Source organism: Bradyrhizobium sp. F1.13.3 (assembly GCF_040548265.1).
Classification (GTDB): domain Bacteria; phylum Pseudomonadota; class Alphaproteobacteria; order Rhizobiales; family Xanthobacteraceae; genus Bradyrhizobium.
In genome coordinates this window covers 164,496-184,972 of sequence record NZ_JBEPRI010000012.1, presented here as the reverse complement: position 1 = coordinate 184,972, position 20,477 = coordinate 164,496, and the positions used below count along the sequence as shown (strand labels likewise).

Below are 20,477 nucleotides of genomic sequence, written 5' to 3'. Positions count from 1 at the left end.
CATCGCCGTGACCGGACTGACTCATCGCCAAGCCGAAATCCTCAACATCGCGCGAGCCTCGGGCCGCGTCATGGTCGAGGAGCTGGCGCGCCGGTTCGAGGTCTCGGCGCAGACCATCCGCAAGGATCTCAACGATCTCTGCGAGCGGAGATCGCTGACCCGCATTCATGGCGGCGCCATCATCGCCTCCGGCGTGGAAAACCTCGCCTATGAGGCGCGGCGGTTCGTCGCCGCCGACGAGAAGAAGGCGATTGGAGCCGCGGCCGCCTCACTGATTCCGAATGGCTGCTCGCTCTTCATCAACATCGGCACCACGACCGAGGAGGTCGCGAGCGCGCTGACCTCGCACGAGGACCTCCTCGTCATCACCAACAATCTGAACGTCGCCATGCTGCTGTACCGCCATCCCCGCATCGAGGTGGTGGTCGCCGGCGGCACGGTGCGGCGCGCCGACGGTGCGGTGGTCGGCTCGACCGCGACGCAGCTGATCGGCCAGTTCAAGGTTGACTACGCCATCATCGGGGCGTCCGCGATCGACGAGGAGGGCGCGCTGCTCGACTTCGACTATCGCGAGGTGCAGGTGGCGCAGGCCATCATCGCCAACGCCCGCAGCGTCATGCTGGTCGCTGATTCCACCAAGCTCCGGCGCAGCGCGCCGGTCCGCATCGCGCATATCAGCCAGATCCAGACCTTCGTCACTGACCAGGAATTGCCCGAGCGCCTCGCCACCATCTGCCACGGTAAGGGCATCGAGGTGATGGCGGCGATGCCGAAGGCGGCGGATGTCGATGATGCCCAAGCCGAGGCACAAGAAGCGCCCGAGGCGGCGCCGGTGGTGCGGCTGAGGTAGAATTCATGCGGCGTCCCATGGATTGAGTAGCGGGACGCCCGTTGGTTCGAAATCCCCCACATTGCGCGTGACAACCGTCAAGCCGTGAACAAGCGCGGTCGCTGCGATGAGAGCATCGCGTTCCGCCCGGGGGTTGGGAACGTGAAGTTGCGCACAGCGCTGCGCCACGGCTGTATCGATGGCCAGGATTCGCCCCTCAAAGCGAACCAGAATTTGGCCATCGATCCAGGTGCGCAGGACGGCACCTTGCGCCGCGTCTTTGCGCTCGATCAAGCGCGCGCCCAGCTCAATTTCGAGGATCGAGATGGCAGACATGAAGAAATTCGCCGCGGGAATTGCATTGGCCCATGCGACGACGTTGCGATCAGCTTTATCTGGCCGCCTCAGTTCGGAAATGACATTGGTGTCCAGCAGAAACATCAGTCGAGATCGGCAGCCCTAATCTCACCTGCCATGCGAGGCGGATCGAAATCGAACTCCGCGCTCACTTGCCCAAGAGCCTCGGCAAGGCTCATGTGCCCGCCGCTCAGACGCAAATATTCCTCGATTGAGAGCAGGACGTGGGCCGGACGGCCGCGGTCCGTAATGAAGACGGGCCCCTGCGATGCGGCCTTTTTCGCGCCGCTGGTGTCTTGATTGAATTCCCGACTGGTCAGGGTGGTCACCATCGTCAGCGCCTCCTCGCCGTGGCAGTGCCATACCGCCAAGTATATGTAGACATGTTGCTACATTCAAGGGGTTGAGCGCTCTGGTTGATGCGAGCCATGCCCGCATGCGATTCGATCGAGCCCTTTGCCCTCAAATGCGGCGCTCGGTCTGGCAATTTCTCACCTCATTGGCGCCGACTAAGTTCCGCTTTCACTTCCTTCCGCCTCTCTTTCATCTTGCTTTCGTTTCTCGGTGTGATCTAATCAAAAACGAAAGTAACCGCTCGATTGAACGGGCGGTCGCCGGGGGATGCGTCTGTTGGAGCGTATTTTCGACCTCGCCATTATCGGAGGCGGTGTTAACGGCTGCGGCATCGCGCGCGACGCGGTGGGCCGCGGCAACTCCGTTTTCCTGTGCGAAATGAATGATTTGGCGAGCGGGACGTCGTCCTGGTCGACCAAGCTGGTGCATGGCGGCCTGCGCTATCTCGAATATTACGAGTTTCGGCTGGTCCGCGAGGCGCTGATCGAGCGCGAGATCCTCTGGGGCATCGCGCCCCACATCATTCGCCCTCTGCGTTTCGTTTTGCCGCACCATGCGGGCTTGCGGCCAGCCTGGCTGCTGCGCCTCGGCCTCTTCCTCTATGACCACATCGGCGGCCGTCATCTGTTGCCGGCGACCCGCTCGGTCGACCTTCGGCGTGACGAGGTCGGCCGCCCGCTGATCCCGAACCGCTATGGCCGTGGGTTCGAATATTCCGACTGCTTCGTCGATGATGCCCGTCTGGTCGTGCTCAACGCACGCGACGCCGCCGACAAGGGCGCCGAGATCCGCACCCGCACTCGCGCGACAGATATCAAACAGTCAGACGGCATCTGGACCGTCAGCATGATCGACACGCTGACCGGCGCGCGTTCGTCGATCCAGGCCCGTGCGCTGGTCAATGCCGGCGGTCCCTGGGTCGAGGATGTGCTCGGCCGCGGCGCCGGCGTCAACGCCAAAGCCAAGGTGCGCCTGGTGCAAGGCTCGCACATCGTCGTGAAAAAGCTCTACGACCACGACCGCGCCTACATGTTCCAGAATGCCGACGGCCGCATCATCTTTGTCATTCCCTATCAGGACGATTTTACGCTGATCGGCACCACCGACCGCGACTATGACGGCGATCCCGCCAAGGTGAAGGCGACGGCCGAAGAGATTCAGTATCTCTGCACGGCGGCAAGTGAATATCTGGCCAAGCCTGTCACGCCCGATGACGTGGTCTGGACCTATTCCGGCGTCCGTCCGCTCTACGACGACGGCGCCAGCGAAGCCAAGGCCGCGACGCGCGACTATGTGTTCGAGCTCGACACGCCTGGCGGCGTGCCGCTGCTGTCGATCTATGGCGGCAAGATCACGACCTACCGCCGCCTCGCCGAGGAGGCGCTGGAGCGGCTCGGGCCCTATCTTCGCAGTGCGAAAGCGCGCGAAGGCTGGACCGGCAAATGGCCGCTGCCCGGCGGCGACATGGGCGTGTCCGATGTCGACGGTCTGATCGCCGAGCTTCAGCGCGGCTATCCCTTCCTCAGCCACGAGCATGCGCGGCGCCTCGCGCGCGCCTATGGCACGAGGGCGATCAAGCTGCTTGGGGATGCGAAATCGGCGGCCGATCTCGGCCAGGCCTTCGGCGCGACGCTGACCGAGCGCGAAGTCCGCTATCTCATGGCCCACGAATGGGCCGTTACCGCCGACGACGTCGTCTGGCGCCGTTCCAAGCTCGGCCTGCGACTAAGTGCCGATGAGATCGCGGCGCTTGACGACTGGATCAGGACCCACGCCGTGCAGCAAAGTCCCCTGCTGGAAGCGGGAGGACGCTCATGACCGTGACACTCGATCACATGACCCGGACTGTCGACGGTATCCCACACATCCGTGACGTCTCGCTGACGCTCGAGAGCGGCACGCTCAACGTGCTGCTCGGGCCGACGCTGTCGGGCAAGACCTCGATCATGCGGCTGCTCGCTGGCCTGGACAAGCCGACATCGGGCAAGTTGCTGGTCAATGGCAAGGACGTCACCGGTGTTGACGTGCGCCAACGCTCGGTCGCCATGGTCTATCAGCAGTTCATCAACTACCCCTCGCTGTCGGTTTACGAGAACATCGCTTCGCCCTTGCGCGTGCAGGGCAAGCCGCGGGCCGAAATCGAGGCGCGGGTCGCGGAAGCGGCCCGGCTGCTCCGGCTCGAGCCGTTCCTGAAGCGCACCCCGCTCCAGCTTTCCGGCGGCCAGCAGCAGCGAACCGCGATGGCGCGCGCGCTGGTGAAGGGCGCCGACCTCGTCCTGCTCGACGAGCCGCTCGCCAATCTCGACTACAAGCTCCGCGAGGAGCTGCGCACCGAGCTGCCGCGCATCTTCGAGGCGTCCGGTGCGATCTTCGTCTATGCCACCACCGAGCCGACCGAGGCGCTGCTGCTCGGCGGCAATACGGTGTGCATGTGGGAGGGGAAGGCGCTCCAGATCGGCGAGACGCCGAAGGTCTACCGGCGGCCCCAGACCTTGCGCGTCGCGCAGGTGTTCTCCGATCCGCCGCTCAATCTCGTCGGCATCGAGAAGAAGAACGGTTCTGTGCAATATGCGGGTGGCATCGCCGCGCCGGCGTCCGGTCTTTATTCCTCGCTCGCCGACGGCGCCTATCGCGTCGGATTTCGTGCCCATCAGCTCGCGCTTGCCAATGGCGAGACTGACCGCCACGCCTTCCATGCCACAGTAACGGTGACCGAGATCACCGGTTCGGAGAGTTTCGTGCATCTGACCCGCGATGGATCGAATTGGGTGGCGGTGTTGCACGGCGTGCACGAGTTCGAGCCCGGCCAGACGCTCGATGCCGTGCTCGATCCCAACGACGTTTTCGTGTTCGATGCTGCCGACCGGCTGGTCGCGGCACCCGCCATAGCGTTTTCAAGCGAAGTGCGTAGCGGTTCGCGTGAAGAAAACGCGTCAACAAATAAAGTTTCTTGAGGGAGGTGCGACATGGCCCGCATTGACCTCGTCGATCTCGCCCACTCCTACGGCGGCAATGATGCGCCGCAGGACAGCTTTGCTCTCAAGCCTGTCACCATGACGTGGCGGCAGGGCGGCGCCTACGCGTTGCTCGGGCCGTCCGGCTGCGGCAAGACCACGCTGCTCAACGTCATCTCCGGCATCATCACGCCCTCGCGGGGGAAAATCCTGTTCGACGGCGAGGACATCACACCGCTGTCAACCCAGAAGCGCAACATCGCCCAGGTGTTCCAGTTTCCGGTGATCTACGACACCATGACGGTGGGGCAGAATTTGGCGTTCCCTCTGAAGAACCGCGGCGTGCCGAAGGTCGAGATCGACAAGCGCGTCGCCGAGATCGGCCGCCTGCTCGACCTCGAGCCCTATCTGAACCGCAAGGCGACACGGCTCACGGCCGATGCCAAGCAGAAGATCTCGCTCGGCCGCGGCCTCGTCCGCTCCGACGTCGCCGCCGTGCTGTTCGACGAGCCGCTCACCGTGATCGACCCCGAGCTGAAATGGCAGCTCCGCTCCAAGCTGAAGGCGCTGCATCGCGAGCTCGACCTTACGATGATCTACGTCACCCACGACCAGACCGAAGCGCTGACCTTCGCCGACACCGTGGTGGTCATGCATGACGGCCGCGTGGTGCAGAGCGGTACGCCGGCCGAGCTGTTCGACAAGCCGGCGCACACCTTCGTCGGCTATTTCATCGGCTCGCCCGGCATGAACATCCTGCCGGCCGAGGTGAGGGGCCGCGAGGCCAGGATCGGCGGTCACGTCATCGCGCTCAACCGTAGCTACGACAAGCTGCCTGATGGCGCGAAGATCGAGATCGGCGTCCGTCCAGAATTCGTTGAGGCCGTCGCGCCTGCGCCCGGCCTGCTCAGTGCGAAGATCGAACGCGTGGACGACCTCGGCCGCATCCGCTTCGCGCGGGCGCGGCTCGGTGACGCAAAACTCGCGGCACGCGCGCCGGCCGGCTTCACCAGCCCGGACGGCACGGCCGGCCTGAAATTCGACCCGTCGCACGTCCACGTTTATGTCGACAGCCTTCTGGTGGAGGGAGCCGCCTGATGGACAAGACCGTCAACCAAAAAGCCTGGTTCCTGGTGCTGCCGGTGTTCCTGGTCGTCGCCTTCTCGGCAGTGCTGCCGTTGATGACGGTAGTGAACTATTCGATGCAGGATACCTTCGGCAACAACCAGTTCTTCTGGAACGGTGTCGGCTGGTTCAAGGAATTGCTCGATCCTTCGACCGATCTCGGCGGCCGCTTCCTGGCTTCGCTCGGCCGCAATCTGTTCTTCTCGCTGGTGATCCTCGCGATCGAGGTGCCGCTCGGCATCGTGGTCGCGCTGTCGATGCCGCGCCAGGGCTGGACGGTCGCGGCCTGCCTCGTCATCCTGGCGCTGCCGCTGCTGATCCCCTGGAACGTGGTCGGCACGATCTGGCAGATCTTCGGCCGCCCCGATATCGGCCTGCTCGGCTATGTCCTCAACGCCATCGGCATCGACTATAATTACGTCTCCAACGAGATCGACGCCTGGGTCACCGTCATCGTGATGGACGTCTGGCACTGGACGAGCCTGGTCGCGCTGCTCTGCTACGCCGGCCTGAAGTCGATTCCCGAAGCCTATTACCAGGCGGCGCAGATCGACGGCGCCTCGCGCTGGGCGGTGTTCAAGGCGATCCAGCTACCGAAGATGAACCGCGTGCTGCTGATCGCGGTGCTGCTGCGCTTCATGGACAGTTTCATGATCTACACCGAGCCGTTCGTGGTGACAGGTGGCGGTCCCGGCAATTCGACGACCTTCGTGTCGATCGAGCTGGTCAAGATCGCGCTGGGCCAGTTCGACCTCGGCAAGGCCGCCGCATTGTCGCTGGTCTACAACCTCATCATCCTGATCGTCTGCTGGATCTTCTACACCGTCATGACCAATGCCGGCGCCGAGCGGAAGCCGCAGGAAGGAGCCGCGTGATGCACTCGATCCCCGGCCGTCGCCTCATTATGGCGCTGTTCTTGATCTTCCTGCTGTTGCCGATCTACTGGCTCGTCAACATGAGCTTCAAGACCAACGCCGAGATCGTCTCGACGATGACGCTGTGGCCGCACGCCCCGACGCTCCAGCATTACAAGCGCATCTTCACCGACGAGAGCTGGTATTCCGGCTATATCAACTCGCTGGAATATGTCGTCCTCAACACCATCATCTCGATCTCGGTGGCGCTGCCGGCGGCCTATGCGTTCTCGCGCTACCGTTTCCTCGGCGACAAGCATCTGTTCTTCTGGCTGCTGTCGAACCGCATGGCGCCGGCCGCGGTCTATGCACTGCCGTTCTTCAACCTCTATTCGGCGATCGGGCTGTTCGATACGCCCTGGGCGGTCGCGCTCGCGCACTGCATCTTCAACGTCCCGCTTGCGGTGTGGATCCTGGAAGGCTTCGTTTCCGGCGTGCCGCGCGAGATCGACGAGACCGCCTTTCTCGACGGCTATTCCTTCCCGCGCTTCTTCATCAAGATCCTGGTGCCGCTGATCGCGAGCGGCATCGGCGTCGCCGCCTTCTTCTGCTTCATGTTCTCCTGGGTCGAGCTGCTGCTCGCGCGCACGCTGACCTCGGTGCAGGCCAAGCCGATCGCGGCGATCATGACGCGTACGGTATCGGCCGCGGGTATGGACTGGGGCCTGCTGGCCGCTGCCGGCGTGTTGACGATCATCCCGGGCGCGCTCGTGATCTGGTTCGTCCGCAATTATATCGCGAGCGGTTTCGCGCTCGGTCGGGTGTAGGGAGGCATCAATGGAATCTATTGCATGGATGGCCTGGACGCCGCCGACGGCGATCTTCTTTGTCGCGCTCGCCTGCACGTTGGCCGTGATGACCTGGCTTGGGGTGGCCTATCCCGAAGCCGAGCGAGTCGGCGTGCTGCGCATCCCGACCACGCGCGGCGACCGTCTGTTCATCTCCCTGATCACGGCGGCGGTCATCCACCTGCTCTGGATCGCTTTCGCCGGCACTGACGCCCTCGCCACGCTGCCGATCGGCGAGGACGGACTTGAAATTTCGCGCCTTTGGATCGCATCAGGAATTTCGCTGGCCACGGCCGTACTCATTTTCCGCACGGTCTAGCCCGCGAAGGAACGGCCAGATCCGGGACCAACCCGGGCCTGTAAAAAGTTTGTCGCTGCAACGGAGGAATAACATGCGGCAGTTTAGGAGAAGGGAACGTCCATTGACCAAGAATAGCTTTCTGACGATGTCCAGCGTCGCCGCCATCGTCGCGGTGTCGCTGGCCGTCTCGGCGCCGGTGCGCGCCGCCGACGACGCCGCGATCCAGAAGTGGATCGCGGAATTCCAGCCCTCGACGCTGTCGAAGGAAGACCAGAAGAAGGAGCTGGAGTGGTTCGCCAAGGCCGCCGAGCCCTTCAAGGGCATGGAGATCAACGTCGTCTCCGAGACCATCACGACCCACGAATACGAGGCGCAGACGCTGGCCAAGGCGTTCTCCGAACTCACCGGCATCAAGCTCAAGCACGACCTCATCCAGGAAGGTGACGTCGTCGAGAAGCTGCAGACCCAGATGCAGTCCGGCAAGAACGTGTACGACGGCTGGATCAACGATTCCGACCTGATCGGCACCCACTTCCGCTACGGCCAGACCATCGCGCTGTCGGACTACATGACCGGCGAGGGCAAGGACGTCACCGATCCCATGCTCGACGTCAACGACTTCATCGGCAAGTCGTTCGGCACCGCGCCGGACGGCAAGCTCTACCAGCTGCCCGACCAGCAGTTCGCCAACCTGTACTGGTTCCGCTACGACTGGTTCACCAACGCCGACTACAAAGCCAAGTTCAAGGCCAAGTATGGCTACGAGCTCGGCGTGCCCGTGAACTGGTCGGCCTATGAAGACATCGCCGAGTTCTTCACCAACGACATCAAGGAGATCAACGGCGTCAAGGTCTATGGCCATATGGACTATGGCAAGAAGGACCCGTCGCTCGGCTGGCGTTTCACCGACGCCTGGCTGTCGATGGCCGGTAACGGCGACAAGGGCATCCCGAACGGTCTGCCGGTCGACGAATGGGGCATCCGCATGGAAGGCTGCCGTCCGGTCGGCTCCTCGGTGGAGCGTGGTGGCGACACCAACGGTCCGGCCGCGGTCTACTCGATCACCAAGTACCTCGATTGGATGAAGAAGTATGCTCCGCCGCAGGCCCAGGGCATGACCTTCTCCGAATCGGGTCCGGTGCCGGCGCAGGGGAACATCGCCCAGCAGATGTTCTGGTACACCGCCTTCACCGCCGACATGGTGAAGCCGGGCATCGCCGTGATGAACGCGGACGGTACGCCGAAGTGGCGTATGGCTCCGTCGCCGCACGGTTCGTACTGGAAGGAAGGCATGAAGCTCGGCTACCAGGACGCTGGCTCGCTGACGCTGCTGAAGTCGACCCCGGCGGATCGCCGCAAGGCAGCCTGGCTCTATCTCCAGTTCATCGTCTCCAAGTCGGTGTCGCTGAAGAAGAGCCATGTCGGCCTCACGTTCATCCGTGAATCCGACATCTGGGACAAGTCGTTCACGGAGCGTGCGCCGAAGCTTGGCGGCCTGATCGAGTTCTACCGCTCGCCCGCGCGCGTGCAGTGGACCCCGACCGGCAACAACGTGCCCGACTATCCGAAGCTGGCGCAGCTGTGGTGGCAGAACATCGGCGATGCGTCGTCCGGCGCGAAGACGCCGCAAGCCGCGATGGACTCGCTTGCCGCTGCGCAGGACTCCGTCATGGAGCGTCTGGAGAAGTCCGGCGTGCAGGGCGCCTGCGGTCCGAAGCTGCACAAGAAGGAAACGGCCGAGTACTGGTTCGCCAAGGCCCAGAAGGACGGCACGATTGCTCCGCAACGCAAGCTCGCCAACGAGAAGCCGAAGGGCGAGACGGTCGACTACGACACCCTGATCAAGTCGTGGCCGGCACAGCCCCCGAAGCGCGCGGAAGCGAAGTAAGCGCCGCGTCGAGCGACATCAAAAAACGAAAGGCCGGGAGCAATCCCGGCCTTTTTCCTTTTTATTGTCGTGGATTTGCTTCCACACCGTCATTGCGAGCGAAGCGAAGCAATCCAGAGTCTTTCCACGGAGGTAGTCTGGATTGCTTCGTCGCTTCGCTCCTCGCAATGACGGAGGATGGAGCGACGACGACGCCTTACTCCGCCGGTTCGGCCGCCAGCGTCGGGTAGTCCGTGTATCCCTTCGCGCCGCCGCCGTAGAACGAGTTCTTGTCCCAATCGTTCAGTGCCGCGCCCGTCTTCAGCCGCTCGACCAGATCGGGGTTGGAGATGAACGGCTTGCCGAAGGCGATGAGATCGGCCGCGTTCGCGTCCAGAACCTTGCTGGCGAGATCGAAATCATAGCCGTTGTTGGCGATGTAGGCGCCGGGGAAGCGCTTGCGCAGGGCCGCATAGTCGAACGGGGCGATGTCGCGCGGACCGCCGGTGGCGCCTTCGACGACGTGGAGATAGACGAGCTTCAGCGCGGCGAGCCCGTCGACGATATGGTCGTACAAGGCTTGCGGGTTCGAATCCGAGATGTCGTTGGCCGGCGTCACCGGCGAGATGCGGATGCCGGTGCGCTCGGCGCCGGCTTCGGCCGCGACGGCCTTGGAGACTTCCAGCATCAGCCGCGCCCGGTTCTCGATCGAGCCGCCATAGGCGTCGGTACGCTTGTTGGTGCCGTCCTTGGCGAACTGCTCGAGCAGATAGCCGTTGGAGCCGTGGATCTCGACGCCGTCGAACCCGGCCTCAAGTGCGTTCCTCGTGGCGCGCTTGAAATCGTCGATGATCCCTGGAATTTCGGAGAGCTCGAGCGCGCGGGGCTCGGAGACGTCGGCGAAGCCGCCGTTGACGAAAGTCTTGCCCTTGGCGCGGATCGCGCTCGGCGCCACCGGGGCTGCGCCATTGGCCTGAAGGTCGACGTGCGAGATGCGGCCGACATGCCAGAGCTGGATGAAGATCTTGCCGCCGCGCTGGTGCACCTGATCGGTGACCTTGCGCCAGCCGGCAACCTGCTCCTTGGAGTAGATGCCGGGGGTGTCCTGGTAGCCTTGGCCCTGCTGCGAGACCTGGCTTGCTTCGGTAATCAGAAGCCCAGCCGAGGCGCGCTGGGCGTAATAGTCGGCGGCGAGCGCGCCCGGTACGAAGGTGCCGGGAACGGCGCGGTTGCGCGTCAGCGGCGCCATCACGAAACGGTTCGCCAGCGTGATCGGGCCGAGCTTGTAGGTCTCAAACAATTTGGTCGAACGGCTCATGAGAATGCTTCCAGGCGGTGAGAGATCCGGAACACTTGTGCATTGCGACACGAGGCGCAAGGGAGGAGCCATACGGAAAGCGCAGGCGAGCTGCGCACGGGCGTTGCGCAGCTTAATTGATGTGCAATTGCGGGCCGCGCCAGTGGATTTGATCTCCCTGCCGCGGTCGCACGAGTTGGAAAACTCAGTTCGCGCCCATGTAGTCGCGCTTTCCGATTTCGACGCCGTTGTGACGCAAGATCCCGTGGGCGGTCGCGGCATGGAAATAGAAGTTCGGCAGCGAGAACGCGCTCAGGAATTGCTGGCCCTTCATGGTGATGGACTTGTCGGGGCCGGCCGGGAAGGTGACATCCTTGGTGTCGGCGCCCTCGAACTGCGCCGGCTTGAACGATTGCACATAGTCGATGGTCTTCGCCAGGCGCTGCTTCAATTCGGCAAAGCTGGTCTCGGTGTCCGGTGTGGAGGGCACTTCGCTATGGGTCAGCCGGGCGCAGCCCTTGGCTGCGAAATCGCTGACGAGCTGGATCTGCTTCGAGAGCGGCAGCATGTCCGGAAACAGGCGGGAGCCGAGCAGGACGGCGGGATCGACCTTCTTGGCCGCACAATGCGCCTCGGCTTTCGTGAGCAGGCCGGTCAGGCTGTTCAGCATTTGCAAATAGGCGGGAACGACGGCGTCGTGGAAGGACATGTGATGCTCGCTCTGTGGTGGGAAATCTCAGGAGAAAAACCTGAGCCACTCACATGGGAACCTCATGGAAAAATACAATCGCGCGAGCGGCTTGTGCAGTGCGAAAATTCTACCGAGCGGGCTTGCGGTGCTATCGGCGCCATACCCCCCGCTGTCATCGTTAGGCTTGACCGGACGATCCAGTACTCCGAGGCAGCTGTGATTGTATCGATAGGCCGCGGCGTACTGGATGCCCCGCTTCGCGGGGCGTGACAGCGATTCTAGTGCTTAGCGGATCGTGGCCGCCGGCTGTGCCTGCGCCGTGCCACCGCGCATGCGGGCGAGCAGCTCGGCCGTCGGCCAGGAATCGGCCGGCAGACCGTATTTGATCTGCATCGCCTTCACCGCGGCGCGGCTCTGCTGGCCCAGCACGCCGTCGACCTTGCCGACGTTGAAGCCGGACTGGACCAGAAGCTGCTGCAATTGCTTGAGCTCGTTGAACGGCAGCTGCGCGACCGGTGTGGACGGCTTTCGCATCGGAGCCGCGCCCGCGATGCGGGTGGCGAGATAACCCGCGGTGGTCGAATAGATCAGCGAGTTATTCCACTCGGTGTAGGCCGCGAAATTCGGGTACGCCATGAAGGCCGGACCGAAGCGTCCCATCGGCAGCAGCACGGATGCCGCCAGGTTGTCGTTCGGCAGCGGTCGGCCGTCGGGATAGGTGACGCCGAGTTGTGCCCATTTCGAGCGCGGCTCTCGCACCGTGAGATCGGTCTGATCCCACGGCAGGTTTTGCGGCACCCTGATCTCCTCCAGCCACGGCTCGCCGCGCCGCCACTTCAAGCCATTGGCGATGTAGTTCGCGGTCGAGCCAATCACGTCGTCCTCGCTGCGGAGGAGGTCACGCCGTCCGTCGCTGTCATAGTCGACGGCATAGTTGACGTAATGCACGGGCAGGAACTGGGTTTGTCCGAGCTCGCCCGCCCAGGAGCCGACCATCTCGTCGGGATGCAAATCACCGCGATCGATGATCTTCAGCGCGGCGATGGTCTCGTTCACGAACATCTCCGAGCGGCGGCAATCATAGGCCAGCGACACCAGCGATTTCAGTGTCGGCAGATTGCCCATGTTGACGCCGAAGTCGCTCTCCAGTCCCCAGAACGCGGCGATCACCGCCGGCGGCACGCCGTATTCCTTTTCCGCGCGGGCGAATGCGGCCGCATGTTGCTTGATGTGCTGTTGGCCGTTCTGCATGCGATAGGGCGCGGCCATGCGGCCGGCAAATTCGGTAAAGAGCTGGCCGAACACGCGCTGACCACGGTCGCGGTTGACGATGCCCTGGTCGTAGACGAGGTAAGGCGAGGCCGCCGCGATCGTCCGCTGCGACACGCCGGCGGCAACAGCCTGCTGTTTCACATCGGCCAGGAAGCGATCGAAGTTCGCGCCGTTATGGCACGACGCCGCGCGCGGTGAGGGCGCGGTGGCCCTGGGGGCCGCCGGCTTTGCGGGTGGCGGAGCGAACTGGGCGGAGGCGGGAAGGGCGAGCGTGAGCAGGGCGGCGGCCGCGATCGCAAATCGGGTCTGGAGCATGAGGTTTCCGGCGGGGAAGGGGCGTGGGGAATCTTGCCAAAGCTTAAGGGAATTGAGCGCCTCAAACCATCCCTTCGTCATGACCGCGCAGGCGGGACAAGCCCGGGCATGACGGAAAGGCAATGTTGGGCCAGTGCCGCGTCTCCGCGACGCACCCTGAAACCTTGCACGTGGACGGGGGTCATCCCTACCTCATGCTCGCCGGCCCGCAACGCCTCCAGCGGCCACGGCCGGCCTCGGGAGACGGCCATGAACTATCTTCGTACCGCAATGCTGCTCGCAGGCCTCACCGCCCTGTTCATGGGCGTCGGCTATCTGATCGGCGGCGCCGGCGGCGCCATGATTGCGCTCGTCATTGCCGCGGCGACCAATCTCTTCACCTACTGGAACTCCGACCGGATGGTGCTGTCGATGTATGGCGCCCATGAGGTCGACCGCAGCAGCGCCCCGGAGCTGGTCGGGCTCGTGGCCGAGCTTGCGAGCCGCGCCGGCTTGCCGATGCCGCGCGTGTTCCTGATGGATGAGCCGCAGCCCAACGCGTTTGCCACCGGGCGCAATCCCGAGAATGCCGCGGTTGCGGTCACCACCGGGCTGATGCGCCAGCTCAGCCGCGAGGAGCTCGCCGGCGTGATCGCGCACGAGCTCGCCCATATCAAGCACCACGACACGCTGCTGATGACTGTGACCGCGACCATCGCGGGCGCGATCTCGATGCTGGCGCAGTTCGGCATGTTCTTCGGAGGCAACCGCGACAACAACGGCCCGGGCATCGTCGGCTCGATCCTGATGATGATCCTTGCCCCGCTCGGCGCCATGCTGGTGCAGATGGCCATCAGTCGTACGCGCGAATATGCCGCGGACAATCTCGGCGCACGCATCGCCGGTCAGCCGATGTGGCTGGCATCGGCGCTGGTGAAGATCGAAGGCGCGGCGCATCAGGTCCCGAATGTCGAGGCGGAACGAAATCCCGGCACCGCGCACATGTTCATCATCAATCCGCTGTCGGGCCATGGCGTGGACAATCTGTTCGCCACCCATCCCTCGACGCAGAATCGCATCGCGGCGCTTCAGCAGCTAGCAGCCGAGCTTGGCGCGCAGGCGGCGCCATCGGTCGGCGCCAATGAGAACTATCCGCCGCGAAGCCCGTGGGGCCGCTCGTCCTCGCGCGGTCCTTGGGGTTGATGCAGACGCGGCCCTAATTTGCGCGCTTTGTGACCTGTCGCACACAGGGCGGTCCCGGCCGGTGTTAACACCCTGCCGTGACAGTTCCTGCGAAAGGGGATGCGTGGCCGGCCCTTTGCCTGCCGCCGTCGAAGATGACCAAAGCTGCGGTACCATTGTTGATTGTCCTGGGCGTGCTGATTGGCCTGTCCACGCACACCGTCGTCAATTGCGGGGACGAGGACGACCCGGACATCTGCTCGGCGGTGATCGGCTTCTCGCCGCTGCGCGGCTCGCTGATCGCTTTCGCCTATGAGGGGCGCGGACGGATCGCGCTGCGCCACGGCGACTGGCGGCGGGCGATCGCGGATTTCGACGAGGCCATCCACCTCAATCCCAACCGCGCCTCGCTCTATCGCGATCGGGCGCTGGCGCGCCGGCAGAACGGCGATCTCGAACTTGCCATCGAGGATTATGACGAGGCGATCGCGCATGATCCCAGGCACGCCGCGCCCTATCACCAGCGCGGTCTCGCGCTCGCCGCCACCGGCGATCTCGATCGCGCGATTCTGAGCTACAACACCGCGGTCCGCGTCGACCCGTCGGATGCGCAGTCTCGGCTCGACCGCGGCCTCGCCTTCCTTGCCCGCGGCCAAGCGGATGAGGCACGCGCCGATTTCGAGGCCGCGCTGGCACTGCCCGCCGGCAAGGATGCCCACACCCGCGATGCGGCGCGCGCTAAGCTCGCCGAACTGGCAAGCGCCGAGCCGACCCGCCTCGCCGCGCCAGGAAGGTAGAGATATCTGGAGCTGCGTGCGCCGCTGCAACCCTCTCCCCTTGTGGGAGAGGGTGGCTCGCCGGGAAGCGGCGAGACGGGTGAGGGGTATCTCTCCGCGCGTGAGCCTGCTGCGGTTGAAATCCGCGGAAACAACCCCTCATCCGGCGCTTCGCGCCACCTTCTCCCACAAGGGGAGAAGGAAGAAAGTGAGCGCTACTTCGCCTTCTTGGCTTTGGCCTTCTTCGCCTTCTTCACCGGCTTTTCCTTGGGCGCCTTCTTCTCCACCTTCACCGCGACCGGTGTGCTGGCGGCGATCCGCATCGACCGCGCGTAGCTGTCGGCGACGTTGTCGGCGGACATCTGCAGGCGCTTGGCGGCGGCGATGGCCTGCTCCATGGTGGTCTTGGCCATCATCTTGAAGCGGTCGCCAGTCTCCTTGCTCTTGGCCTTGGCCGCAAGGCCGTTGAATCGATCCCGCCGCTCCTTGGCGCGGGTCATCAGGCCCGTATGCAGCTGTCTGGCCAGTTGCCGGATCACGACATCCAGGTCGGCGTCCGCCATGTTGTTCTATCCTCTTCGAAAACAGTATCGATGCGGGCGGGACTATGCAGATCGGCCCCCACCTTGGCAATTCCCGGCCACGCGTCATCCGCAGCTTCCGGTGACCAAAACAAAAGAGCCGCGCTGTGCGCGCGGCTCTCGGGCTTGGTTTGGCGTTTTTAGCCTTACTTCAGCGAGGCGACTGGGCCGCTTGCCGCTGCCGGATCGGGGTCGAAGCCGAACACGCCGACCAGATATTTGTAATAGTCCGGCAACTTCTCCTTGAGCGCCTCGCGCGACTTCGGGTCGTGGAATTCGCTCTTCCCGGCCAGGAAGATGCTGGCGGTCACCGCAAAGAATTCCATGTGATTCTTCAGCGCATAGGATTCCTTGGGCAGGAGATCCTTGGACTTGGCGTAGGCGTAATAGCCGATCACGCCCTTGTTGGCGTAGCCGTCCGGCAACAGCCGCGCGTGGTAGGCGTGCAGCAACTCGTGCAGCAGCACGGCTTCCTTTTCGTACCGCATCATGTCCGGCCGCAGCATGATCACGCCGAGGCCGGAATCGACCGCGAGGTCGACGGCGTTCGGATTGCTCCAGCGCTGCTTGTTGGGGTCCCAGACCGTCAGCGTGCGGGGAGCGGTGCGCTGGATGTCAGGCGTGACCCGGCCGTAGCACGCGGTCGCGGCGCCTTCGTCGAGGCAGGCGAGTTCGCTGGCGATGATCGGGACGGTGCGGAAGAAGCGCAGCACGCGCGGCGAAAGGCCGGCTGCCTCGACCACGTCGATCTGGCTCTTCACATTGTCGGTGAGCTTGTCGACATCCTGGCGGTCGGAATTCTCCGACAGGTCGAACATGTAGCCGCGGTAGCTCTGGAAGCCCGGCGGTAACGCCTGCGCTGCGCCGGCGGACGCATCAAGCGGTCCGGCATGGGACGGATTGGCAAAGAGCGCGCCGACAATGGTCGCGGTCAGCAGCAACGCAATGCGCATGATGAACCCCCTGATGTCACTTCACGCGGCAGAATAAGCCGCCGTTGTTTGCGAAAAGTGAGTGGGGCGAGACTAAGGCAGCGATGTTGAGGCGTGCTTAACCGATGGTTGCAGATCGCTGAAGTCAATTAGTGCCGGGTTAACCAAGCGTGGATTGCCCGCGCGGTTCGGCGTAGCATGCGATCCGGGCACCGAGCCCCAAACCAGATAGCCGGAAGGGAGGATGCCATGTACGCCGCCATCCGTCAGGCCAAAGCGAAAAGCGGGAGCGCCGAAGAGCTGGCGCGCCGTATCAAGGAAGGCGCCGTTCCGATCATCAGCGACGTCGACGGCTTCCGTGCCTATTACGTCGTCTACGCCGGCGACGACACGGTCACGGCGATTTCGATCTTCGACAAGTTCGAGCAGGCGGAGGAGGCGAACAGGCGTGCGATCGCCTGGATCGAGAAGGATCTGGGCGCGCTGCTTGCAGGCGACGCCCGCGCCGCCGCGGGTCCGGTGATCGTGCATACGCTGGCGTGAAGCCTTCGTCATTGCGAGGAGCGGAGCGACGAAGCAATCCAGGCTGTCACTGCGGAGACAGTCTGGATTGCTTCGCTTTCCCTCGCAATTACGAGGAGGTTGTGCCCTCTCACAACTCCCGTGCATTCGAGAACGCAAAGCTCGACACCCGCCGCGTCGTCTCATCCAAAATCAGCGTGCGCGTGATCGGCGGCTCGGCGCGCTGGGCGCAGTTTTCCCGTTCGCAGAGACGGCAGTTGACGCCGATCGGCGTGCCCTCCGTTTTCTCCAGATCGATGCCGGCAGCATAGACCAGGCGCGCGGCGTGACGGATCTCGCAGCCGAGGCCGATGGCGAAGCGCGGCTGCGGCAGCGGGTGCGGCGCGACGGGGCGGCGCACCATCTGCGCGATCGAGAAATAGCGCGTGCCGTCCGACAGCTCGATGACCTGCTTCAGCAGGCGATCAGGCGTGTCGAAGGTCGAGTGCACGTTCCACAACGGACAAGTGCCGCCGAATTTCGAGAACGGGAACGTGCCCGATGAAAATCGCTTCGACACGTTGCCGGCATTGTCGACACGAAGCAGGAAGAACGGGATGCCGCGCGCGTTCGGCCGCTGCAGCGTCGTGAGCCGATGGCACACCTGCTCGAAGCCGGAATTGAAGCGCTGCGCCAGCAGATGGATGTCGTAGTTCAGCGCTTCCGCCGCAGCCAGAAAAGCCGGGTAAGGCATCATCACGGCGGCCGCAAAGTAGTTGCCGAGCGTGATGCGGAACAGGCGGCGCGGTGTGTCGTCGAGCGGCCCGGCGCGGCCGATGATGGTCTCCAGATGCTGCGCGCATTCAACCAGGCCGAGCTGAAAGGCGAGCTGGAACGCGCGGCCGGGCGGGTCGACCAGCTCGGAGATCAGGAGCTGGCGGCGGTGGCGGTCGAAGCGCCTCAGCGTCTCGCGCATCACGTCCACCGGCATGATGCGGGTCTGGATTGAATGCTTTTCGCGCAGCCGTGCCGCGAGCGCCGCGTAAAGCTCTTCGGCCGGCACGTTGAGCTCGTCGCGCAGAGTCTCCGCGGCCTGCTCGAGTTCCGGAAAGTAGTTGCGGTTGGCCTCGATCAACTCGCGGACGCGCTCGACCGGATTGGCCTCATAGCGGGTGCCGACGTCGCGGTCGGCCATTTGTGCCGCGGCCAGCGTCTCGCCCTGGCGGGCCTCGGTATAGGCGGCATAGAGCCGTTGCAGCGCATGGGTGACGCCGGGGCAAAGCTCGGCGAGATCGCGCAATTCCTGCTTGGGAACGTCGATCTGGCGGAACAGCGGGTCGGAGAAGATCTCGTTGAGTTCGGCGAAAAAGCGGTCCTCGTCGGCGGTCGCGAGGTCGCGCAGGTCGAGGTCGTAGGTTTCGGCCAGCCGCAGCAGGATCTGGGCGGTCACCGGACGCTGGTTACGCTCGATCAGGTTGACATAGCTCGGCGAGATCCCGAGCCCCTCGGCGATCTGGGTCTGCGACAGCCCCAATTGCTGCCGGATCCGCCGGAAGCGGGGGCCGACGAAGAGCTTCTTGCTGGAACCGGCGGGCATTCTCAGGTCTCCGGAGGTGGATCGAAGGCAGTCTTGCTGACCTATTTATTTACAAGATTTACAAAGTGACATCTATTACAAGTACCGATGTTACATGACATCACCATTCAAATACAAGCCTACTATACGAGCTGAGCTTTCTCGCGTTTAGCTTCTGACACGCATCTCGCAATGCGTTGTCAAGAATGTCGATGGCTGGTGGCCATCGTCAGCGAAAGGATCAGGCACATGAACTACCAGCCCCGCGGCATCAGCACCCTCCAGGCCCCCGCCTCCTACCAGAGTGAGGTCGAGGCGGCCCGGTCGCTCCTAGAGACCCAGCCGACCTGGAACGGGGTGTCGGCCGAGGCCGTCGCCCGCATGCGCCTGCAGAATCGCTTCAAGACCGGCCTCGACGTCGCCCGCTACACCGCGGCGCTGATGCGGGCCGACATGGCCGCCTATGACGGCGACCCCACCAAGTACACGCAGTCGCTGGGCTGCTGGCACGGCTTTATCGCCCAGCAGAAGCTGATCTCGGTCAAGAAGCACTTCGGCAAGACCGATCGCACCTATTTGTATCTGTCCGGCTGGATGATCGCGGCGCTGCGTTCCGAGTTCGGCCCGCTGCCGGACCAGTCGATGCACGAGAAAACCTCGGTGCCGGCGCTGATCGAAGAGCTCTACACCTTCCTGCGTCAGGCCGATTCGCGCGAGCTGAACGATATCTTCCGCAACCTCGATAAGGCCCGCAAGGAAGGCGACAAGACCCGAGAGAAGGAGTTGATCGAGAAGATCGACAACTTCCAGACCCATGTCGTGCCCGTCATCGCCGACATCGACGCCGGCTTCGGCAATGCGGAGGCGACCTATTTGCTCGCCAAGAAGATGATCGAGGCGGGTGCCTGCGCGCTCCAGATCGAGAACCAGGTCTCGGACGAGAAGCAGTGCGGCCACCAGGACGGCAAGGTCACCGTGCCGCACGAGGTGTTCCTGGCCAAGATCCGGGCCTGCCGCCACGCCTTCCTCGAACTCGGCGTCGAAGACGGCATCGTCGTGACCCGTACCGACTCGCTCGGTGCCGGCCTGACCCAGCAGATCGCCGTCAGCCACAAGCCCGGTGACCTCGGCGACCAGTACAACAGCTTCCTGGATTGCGAGGAAGTGACGGCGGAGAACGCCCGCAATGGCGACGTCATCATCAACCGCAACGGCAAGATGATGCGTCCGAAGCGGCTGCCCTCCAATCTCTATCAGTTCCGCCCGGGCACCGGCGAAGACCGCTGCGTGCTGGACTGCGTCACCTCGCTGCAGAACGGCGCCGACCTGCTCTGGATCGAAACCGAGAAGCCGCATATCGAGCAGATCGCCAAGATGGTCGACCGGATCCGCAAGGTGGTTCCGAACGCGAAGCTGGCCTACAACAACTCGCCCTCGTTCAACTGGACGCTCAACTTCCGTTGGCAGGTCTACGACGCGATGAAGGAAGCCGGCCAAGACGTCAGCAAGTACAATCGCGCCGAGCTGATGAAGCCGGAATATGACGATACGCCGCTGGCGAAGGAAGCCGACGAGCGCATCCGTACCTTCCAGGCGGATTCGGCCAAGCGTGCCGGCATCTTCCACCACCTGATAACGTTGCCGACCTACCACACGGCGGCGCTCTCGACCGACAATCTGGCGAAGGAATATTTCGGCGACCAGGGCATGCTCGGCTATGTCAAGAACGTCCAGCGCGCCGAGATCCGTCAGGGTATCGCCTGCGCCAAGCATCAGAACATGGCCGGCTCCGACATCGGCGACGACCACAAGGAATACTTCGCCGGCGAGGCTGCCCTGAAGGCGGGCGGCGCCCACAACACGATGAACCAGTTCGGCTAACGCAT

At 63.8% G+C, this 20,477-nt stretch carries 20 protein-coding genes; 12 read left to right on the top strand and 8 right to left on the bottom strand.

The window, feature by feature from the left end:
• The first annotated feature begins 7 nt into the window (after positions 1-7).
• Positions 8-850: a DeoR/GlpR family DNA-binding transcription regulator gene (locus ABIB66_RS28995; protein ID WP_275171480.1), complete on the top strand. Its 843-nt coding sequence runs from the start codon at positions 8-10 to the stop codon at positions 848-850.
• Positions 851-853: 3 nt separating this feature from the next.
• On the opposite strand, the gene ABIB66_RS28990 is transcribed toward ABIB66_RS28995, so the two are convergent.
• Positions 854-1,270: a type II toxin-antitoxin system VapC family toxin gene (locus tag ABIB66_RS28990; RefSeq protein WP_354209145.1), complete on the bottom strand. Its 417-nt coding sequence runs from the start codon at positions 1,268-1,270 to the stop codon at positions 854-856.
• The gene (locus ABIB66_RS28985) at positions 1,270-1,518 is read right to left on the bottom strand and encodes a type II toxin-antitoxin system prevent-host-death family antitoxin (protein WP_354057328.1); all 249 of its coding nucleotides are present in this window, start codon (positions 1,516-1,518) and stop codon (positions 1,270-1,272) included. Before ABIB66_RS28985 ends, ABIB66_RS28990 begins: the two co-directional genes overlap by 1 nt.
• A 289-nt stretch (positions 1,519-1,807) precedes the next feature.
• Between ABIB66_RS28985 and glpD the strand changes: the two genes are divergently transcribed.
• The 7 genes from glpD (at position 1,808) to ABIB66_RS28950 (ending at position 9,510) form a co-directional block, all read left to right on the top strand.
• Positions 1,808-3,358, top strand: coding sequence for a glycerol-3-phosphate dehydrogenase (glpD, locus tag ABIB66_RS28980; RefSeq protein ID WP_354209144.1), 1,551 nt, complete (start codon positions 1,808-1,810; stop codon positions 3,356-3,358).
• Complete coding sequence (locus ABIB66_RS28975; protein ID WP_354256351.1) at positions 3,355-4,494, top strand: ABC transporter ATP-binding protein; 1,140 nt, start codon at positions 3,355-3,357, stop codon at positions 4,492-4,494. Before glpD ends, ABIB66_RS28975 begins: the two co-directional genes overlap by 4 nt.
• Positions 4,495-4,506: 12 nt before the next feature.
• Positions 4,507-5,592 (top strand): ABC transporter ATP-binding protein, encoded by a 1,086-nt coding sequence (locus ABIB66_RS28970; RefSeq protein WP_275171484.1) that lies wholly within the window; start codon positions 4,507-4,509, stop codon positions 5,590-5,592.
• Positions 5,592-6,494, top strand: coding sequence for a carbohydrate ABC transporter permease (locus ABIB66_RS28965; RefSeq protein ID WP_275171486.1), 903 nt, complete (start codon positions 5,592-5,594; stop codon positions 6,492-6,494). The genes ABIB66_RS28970 and ABIB66_RS28965 overlap by 1 nt, the downstream gene beginning before the upstream one ends.
• Positions 6,494-7,300 (top strand): carbohydrate ABC transporter permease, encoded by an 807-nt coding sequence (locus ABIB66_RS28960; protein WP_007606994.1) that lies wholly within the window; start codon positions 6,494-6,496, stop codon positions 7,298-7,300. The genes ABIB66_RS28965 and ABIB66_RS28960 overlap by 1 nt, the downstream gene beginning before the upstream one ends.
• A 10-nt stretch (positions 7,301-7,310) precedes the next feature.
• On the top strand, positions 7,311-7,640 hold the full coding sequence (locus ABIB66_RS28955; protein ID WP_211398805.1) for a DUF2160 domain-containing protein: 330 nt from the start codon (positions 7,311-7,313) through the stop codon (positions 7,638-7,640).
• 127 nt (positions 7,641-7,767) lie between these two features.
• Entirely contained in the window at positions 7,768-9,510 is a 1,743-nt protein-coding gene (locus ABIB66_RS28950) for an ABC transporter substrate-binding protein (protein ID WP_275171808.1), read from the top strand.
• 196 nt (positions 9,511-9,706) lie between these two features.
• Here ABIB66_RS28950 and ABIB66_RS28945 read toward each other — a convergent pair whose 3' ends face one another.
• The 3 genes from ABIB66_RS28945 to ABIB66_RS28935 form a co-directional block, all read right to left on the bottom strand.
• Positions 9,707-10,807 carry an alkene reductase gene (locus ABIB66_RS28945; protein WP_354209142.1) on the bottom strand — a complete coding sequence of 367 codons (1,101 nt, stop codon included), beginning with the start codon at positions 10,805-10,807 and terminating at the stop codon, positions 9,707-9,709.
• Positions 10,808-10,991: 184 nt separating this feature from the next.
• On the bottom strand, positions 10,992-11,495 hold the full coding sequence (locus tag ABIB66_RS28940; RefSeq protein ID WP_354209141.1) for a DUF1993 domain-containing protein: 504 nt from the start codon (positions 11,493-11,495) through the stop codon (positions 10,992-10,994).
• Between the two features lie 267 nt (positions 11,496-11,762).
• Positions 11,763-13,064, bottom strand: a complete 1,302-nt coding sequence (locus ABIB66_RS28935) for a lytic murein transglycosylase (protein ID WP_354256348.1) — start codon at positions 13,062-13,064, stop codon at positions 11,763-11,765.
• Positions 13,065-13,313: 249 nt separating this feature from the next.
• Between ABIB66_RS28935 and htpX the strand changes: the two genes are divergently transcribed.
• Positions 13,314-14,246 (top strand): zinc metalloprotease HtpX, encoded by a 933-nt coding sequence (htpX, locus tag ABIB66_RS28930; RefSeq protein WP_354256345.1) that lies wholly within the window; start codon positions 13,314-13,316, stop codon positions 14,244-14,246.
• Positions 14,247-14,380: 134 nt separating this feature from the next.
• Positions 14,381-15,022, top strand: coding sequence for a tetratricopeptide repeat protein (locus ABIB66_RS28925; RefSeq protein WP_354209138.1), 642 nt, complete (start codon positions 14,381-14,383; stop codon positions 15,020-15,022).
• Between the two features lie 194 nt (positions 15,023-15,216).
• On the opposite strand, the gene ABIB66_RS28920 is transcribed toward ABIB66_RS28925, so the two are convergent.
• Positions 15,217-15,564: a hypothetical protein gene (locus ABIB66_RS28920; protein ID WP_275171496.1), complete on the bottom strand. Its 348-nt coding sequence runs from the start codon at positions 15,562-15,564 to the stop codon at positions 15,217-15,219.
• 164 nt (positions 15,565-15,728) lie between these two features.
• On the bottom strand, positions 15,729-16,535 hold the full coding sequence (locus tag ABIB66_RS28915) for a hypothetical protein (protein ID WP_354209137.1): 807 nt from the start codon (positions 16,533-16,535) through the stop codon (positions 15,729-15,731).
• Between the two features lie 228 nt (positions 16,536-16,763).
• On the opposite strand from ABIB66_RS28915, the gene ABIB66_RS28910 reads away from it, so the two are divergent.
• On the top strand, positions 16,764-17,057 hold the full coding sequence (locus tag ABIB66_RS28910) for an antibiotic biosynthesis monooxygenase (protein WP_007607017.1): 294 nt from the start codon (positions 16,764-16,766) through the stop codon (positions 17,055-17,057).
• A 109-nt stretch (positions 17,058-17,166) separates the two neighbouring features.
• Here ABIB66_RS28910 and ABIB66_RS28905 read toward each other — a convergent pair whose 3' ends face one another.
• A complete protein-coding gene (locus ABIB66_RS28905) occupies positions 17,167-18,612 on the bottom strand; it encodes a helix-turn-helix domain-containing protein (protein ID WP_275171499.1) in 1,446 nt (481 codons plus the stop codon).
• Between the two features lie 228 nt (positions 18,613-18,840).
• Here ABIB66_RS28905 and ABIB66_RS28900 point away from each other — a divergent pair, with 228 nt between their 5' ends.
• On the top strand, positions 18,841-20,472 hold the full coding sequence (locus tag ABIB66_RS28900; RefSeq protein WP_354209135.1) for an isocitrate lyase: 1,632 nt from the start codon (positions 18,841-18,843) through the stop codon (positions 20,470-20,472).
• Positions 20,473-20,477: the final 5 nt, after the last annotated feature.

Excerpts from the sequence above, each read along its gene's own strand:
- ABIB66_RS28910 (WP_007607017.1), top strand. The coding sequence starts at position 16,764 with ATGTACGCCGCCATCCGTCAGGCCAAAGCGAAAAGCGGGAGCGCCGAA.
- ABIB66_RS28940 (WP_354209141.1), bottom strand. The coding sequence starts at position 11,495 with ATGTCCTTCCACGACGCCGTCGTTCCCGCCTATTTGCAAATGCTGAAC.
- ABIB66_RS28970 (WP_275171484.1), top strand. The coding sequence starts at position 4,507 with ATGGCCCGCATTGACCTCGTCGATCTCGCCCACTCCTACGGCGGCAAT.
- ABIB66_RS28955 (WP_211398805.1), top strand. The coding sequence starts at position 7,311 with ATGGAATCTATTGCATGGATGGCCTGGACGCCGCCGACGGCGATCTTC.
- ABIB66_RS28935 (WP_354256348.1), bottom strand. The coding sequence starts at position 13,064 with ATGCTCCAGACCCGATTTGCGATCGCGGCCGCCGCCCTGCTCACGCTC.
- ABIB66_RS28920 (WP_275171496.1), bottom strand. The coding sequence starts at position 15,564 with ATGGCGGACGCCGACCTGGATGTCGTGATCCGGCAACTGGCCAGACAG.
- ABIB66_RS28990 (WP_354209145.1), bottom strand. The coding sequence starts at position 1,270 with ATGTTTCTGCTGGACACCAATGTCATTTCCGAACTGAGGCGGCCAGAT.
- ABIB66_RS28960 (WP_007606994.1), top strand. The coding sequence starts at position 6,494 with ATGCACTCGATCCCCGGCCGTCGCCTCATTATGGCGCTGTTCTTGATC.
- ABIB66_RS28985 (WP_354057328.1), bottom strand. The coding sequence starts at position 1,518 with ATGGTGACCACCCTGACCAGTCGGGAATTCAATCAAGACACCAGCGGC.
- ABIB66_RS28965 (WP_275171486.1), top strand. The coding sequence starts at position 5,592 with ATGGACAAGACCGTCAACCAAAAAGCCTGGTTCCTGGTGCTGCCGGTG.
- ABIB66_RS28900 (WP_354209135.1), top strand. The coding sequence starts at position 18,841 with ATGAACTACCAGCCCCGCGGCATCAGCACCCTCCAGGCCCCCGCCTCC.
- ABIB66_RS28950 (WP_275171808.1), top strand. The coding sequence starts at position 7,768 with ATGTCCAGCGTCGCCGCCATCGTCGCGGTGTCGCTGGCCGTCTCGGCG.
- ABIB66_RS28945 (WP_354209142.1), bottom strand. The coding sequence starts at position 10,807 with ATGAGCCGTTCGACCAAATTGTTTGAGACCTACAAGCTCGGCCCGATC.
- ABIB66_RS28905 (WP_275171499.1), bottom strand. The coding sequence starts at position 18,612 with ATGCCCGCCGGTTCCAGCAAGAAGCTCTTCGTCGGCCCCCGCTTCCGG.
- ABIB66_RS28975 (WP_354256351.1), top strand. The coding sequence starts at position 3,355 with ATGACCGTGACACTCGATCACATGACCCGGACTGTCGACGGTATCCCA.
- glpD (WP_354209144.1), top strand. The coding sequence starts at position 1,808 with ATGCGTCTGTTGGAGCGTATTTTCGACCTCGCCATTATCGGAGGCGGT.
- ABIB66_RS28925 (WP_354209138.1), top strand. The coding sequence starts at position 14,381 with ATGACCAAAGCTGCGGTACCATTGTTGATTGTCCTGGGCGTGCTGATT.
- htpX (WP_354256345.1), top strand. The coding sequence starts at position 13,314 with ATGAACTATCTTCGTACCGCAATGCTGCTCGCAGGCCTCACCGCCCTG.
- ABIB66_RS28915 (WP_354209137.1), bottom strand. The coding sequence starts at position 16,535 with ATGCGCATTGCGTTGCTGCTGACCGCGACCATTGTCGGCGCGCTCTTT.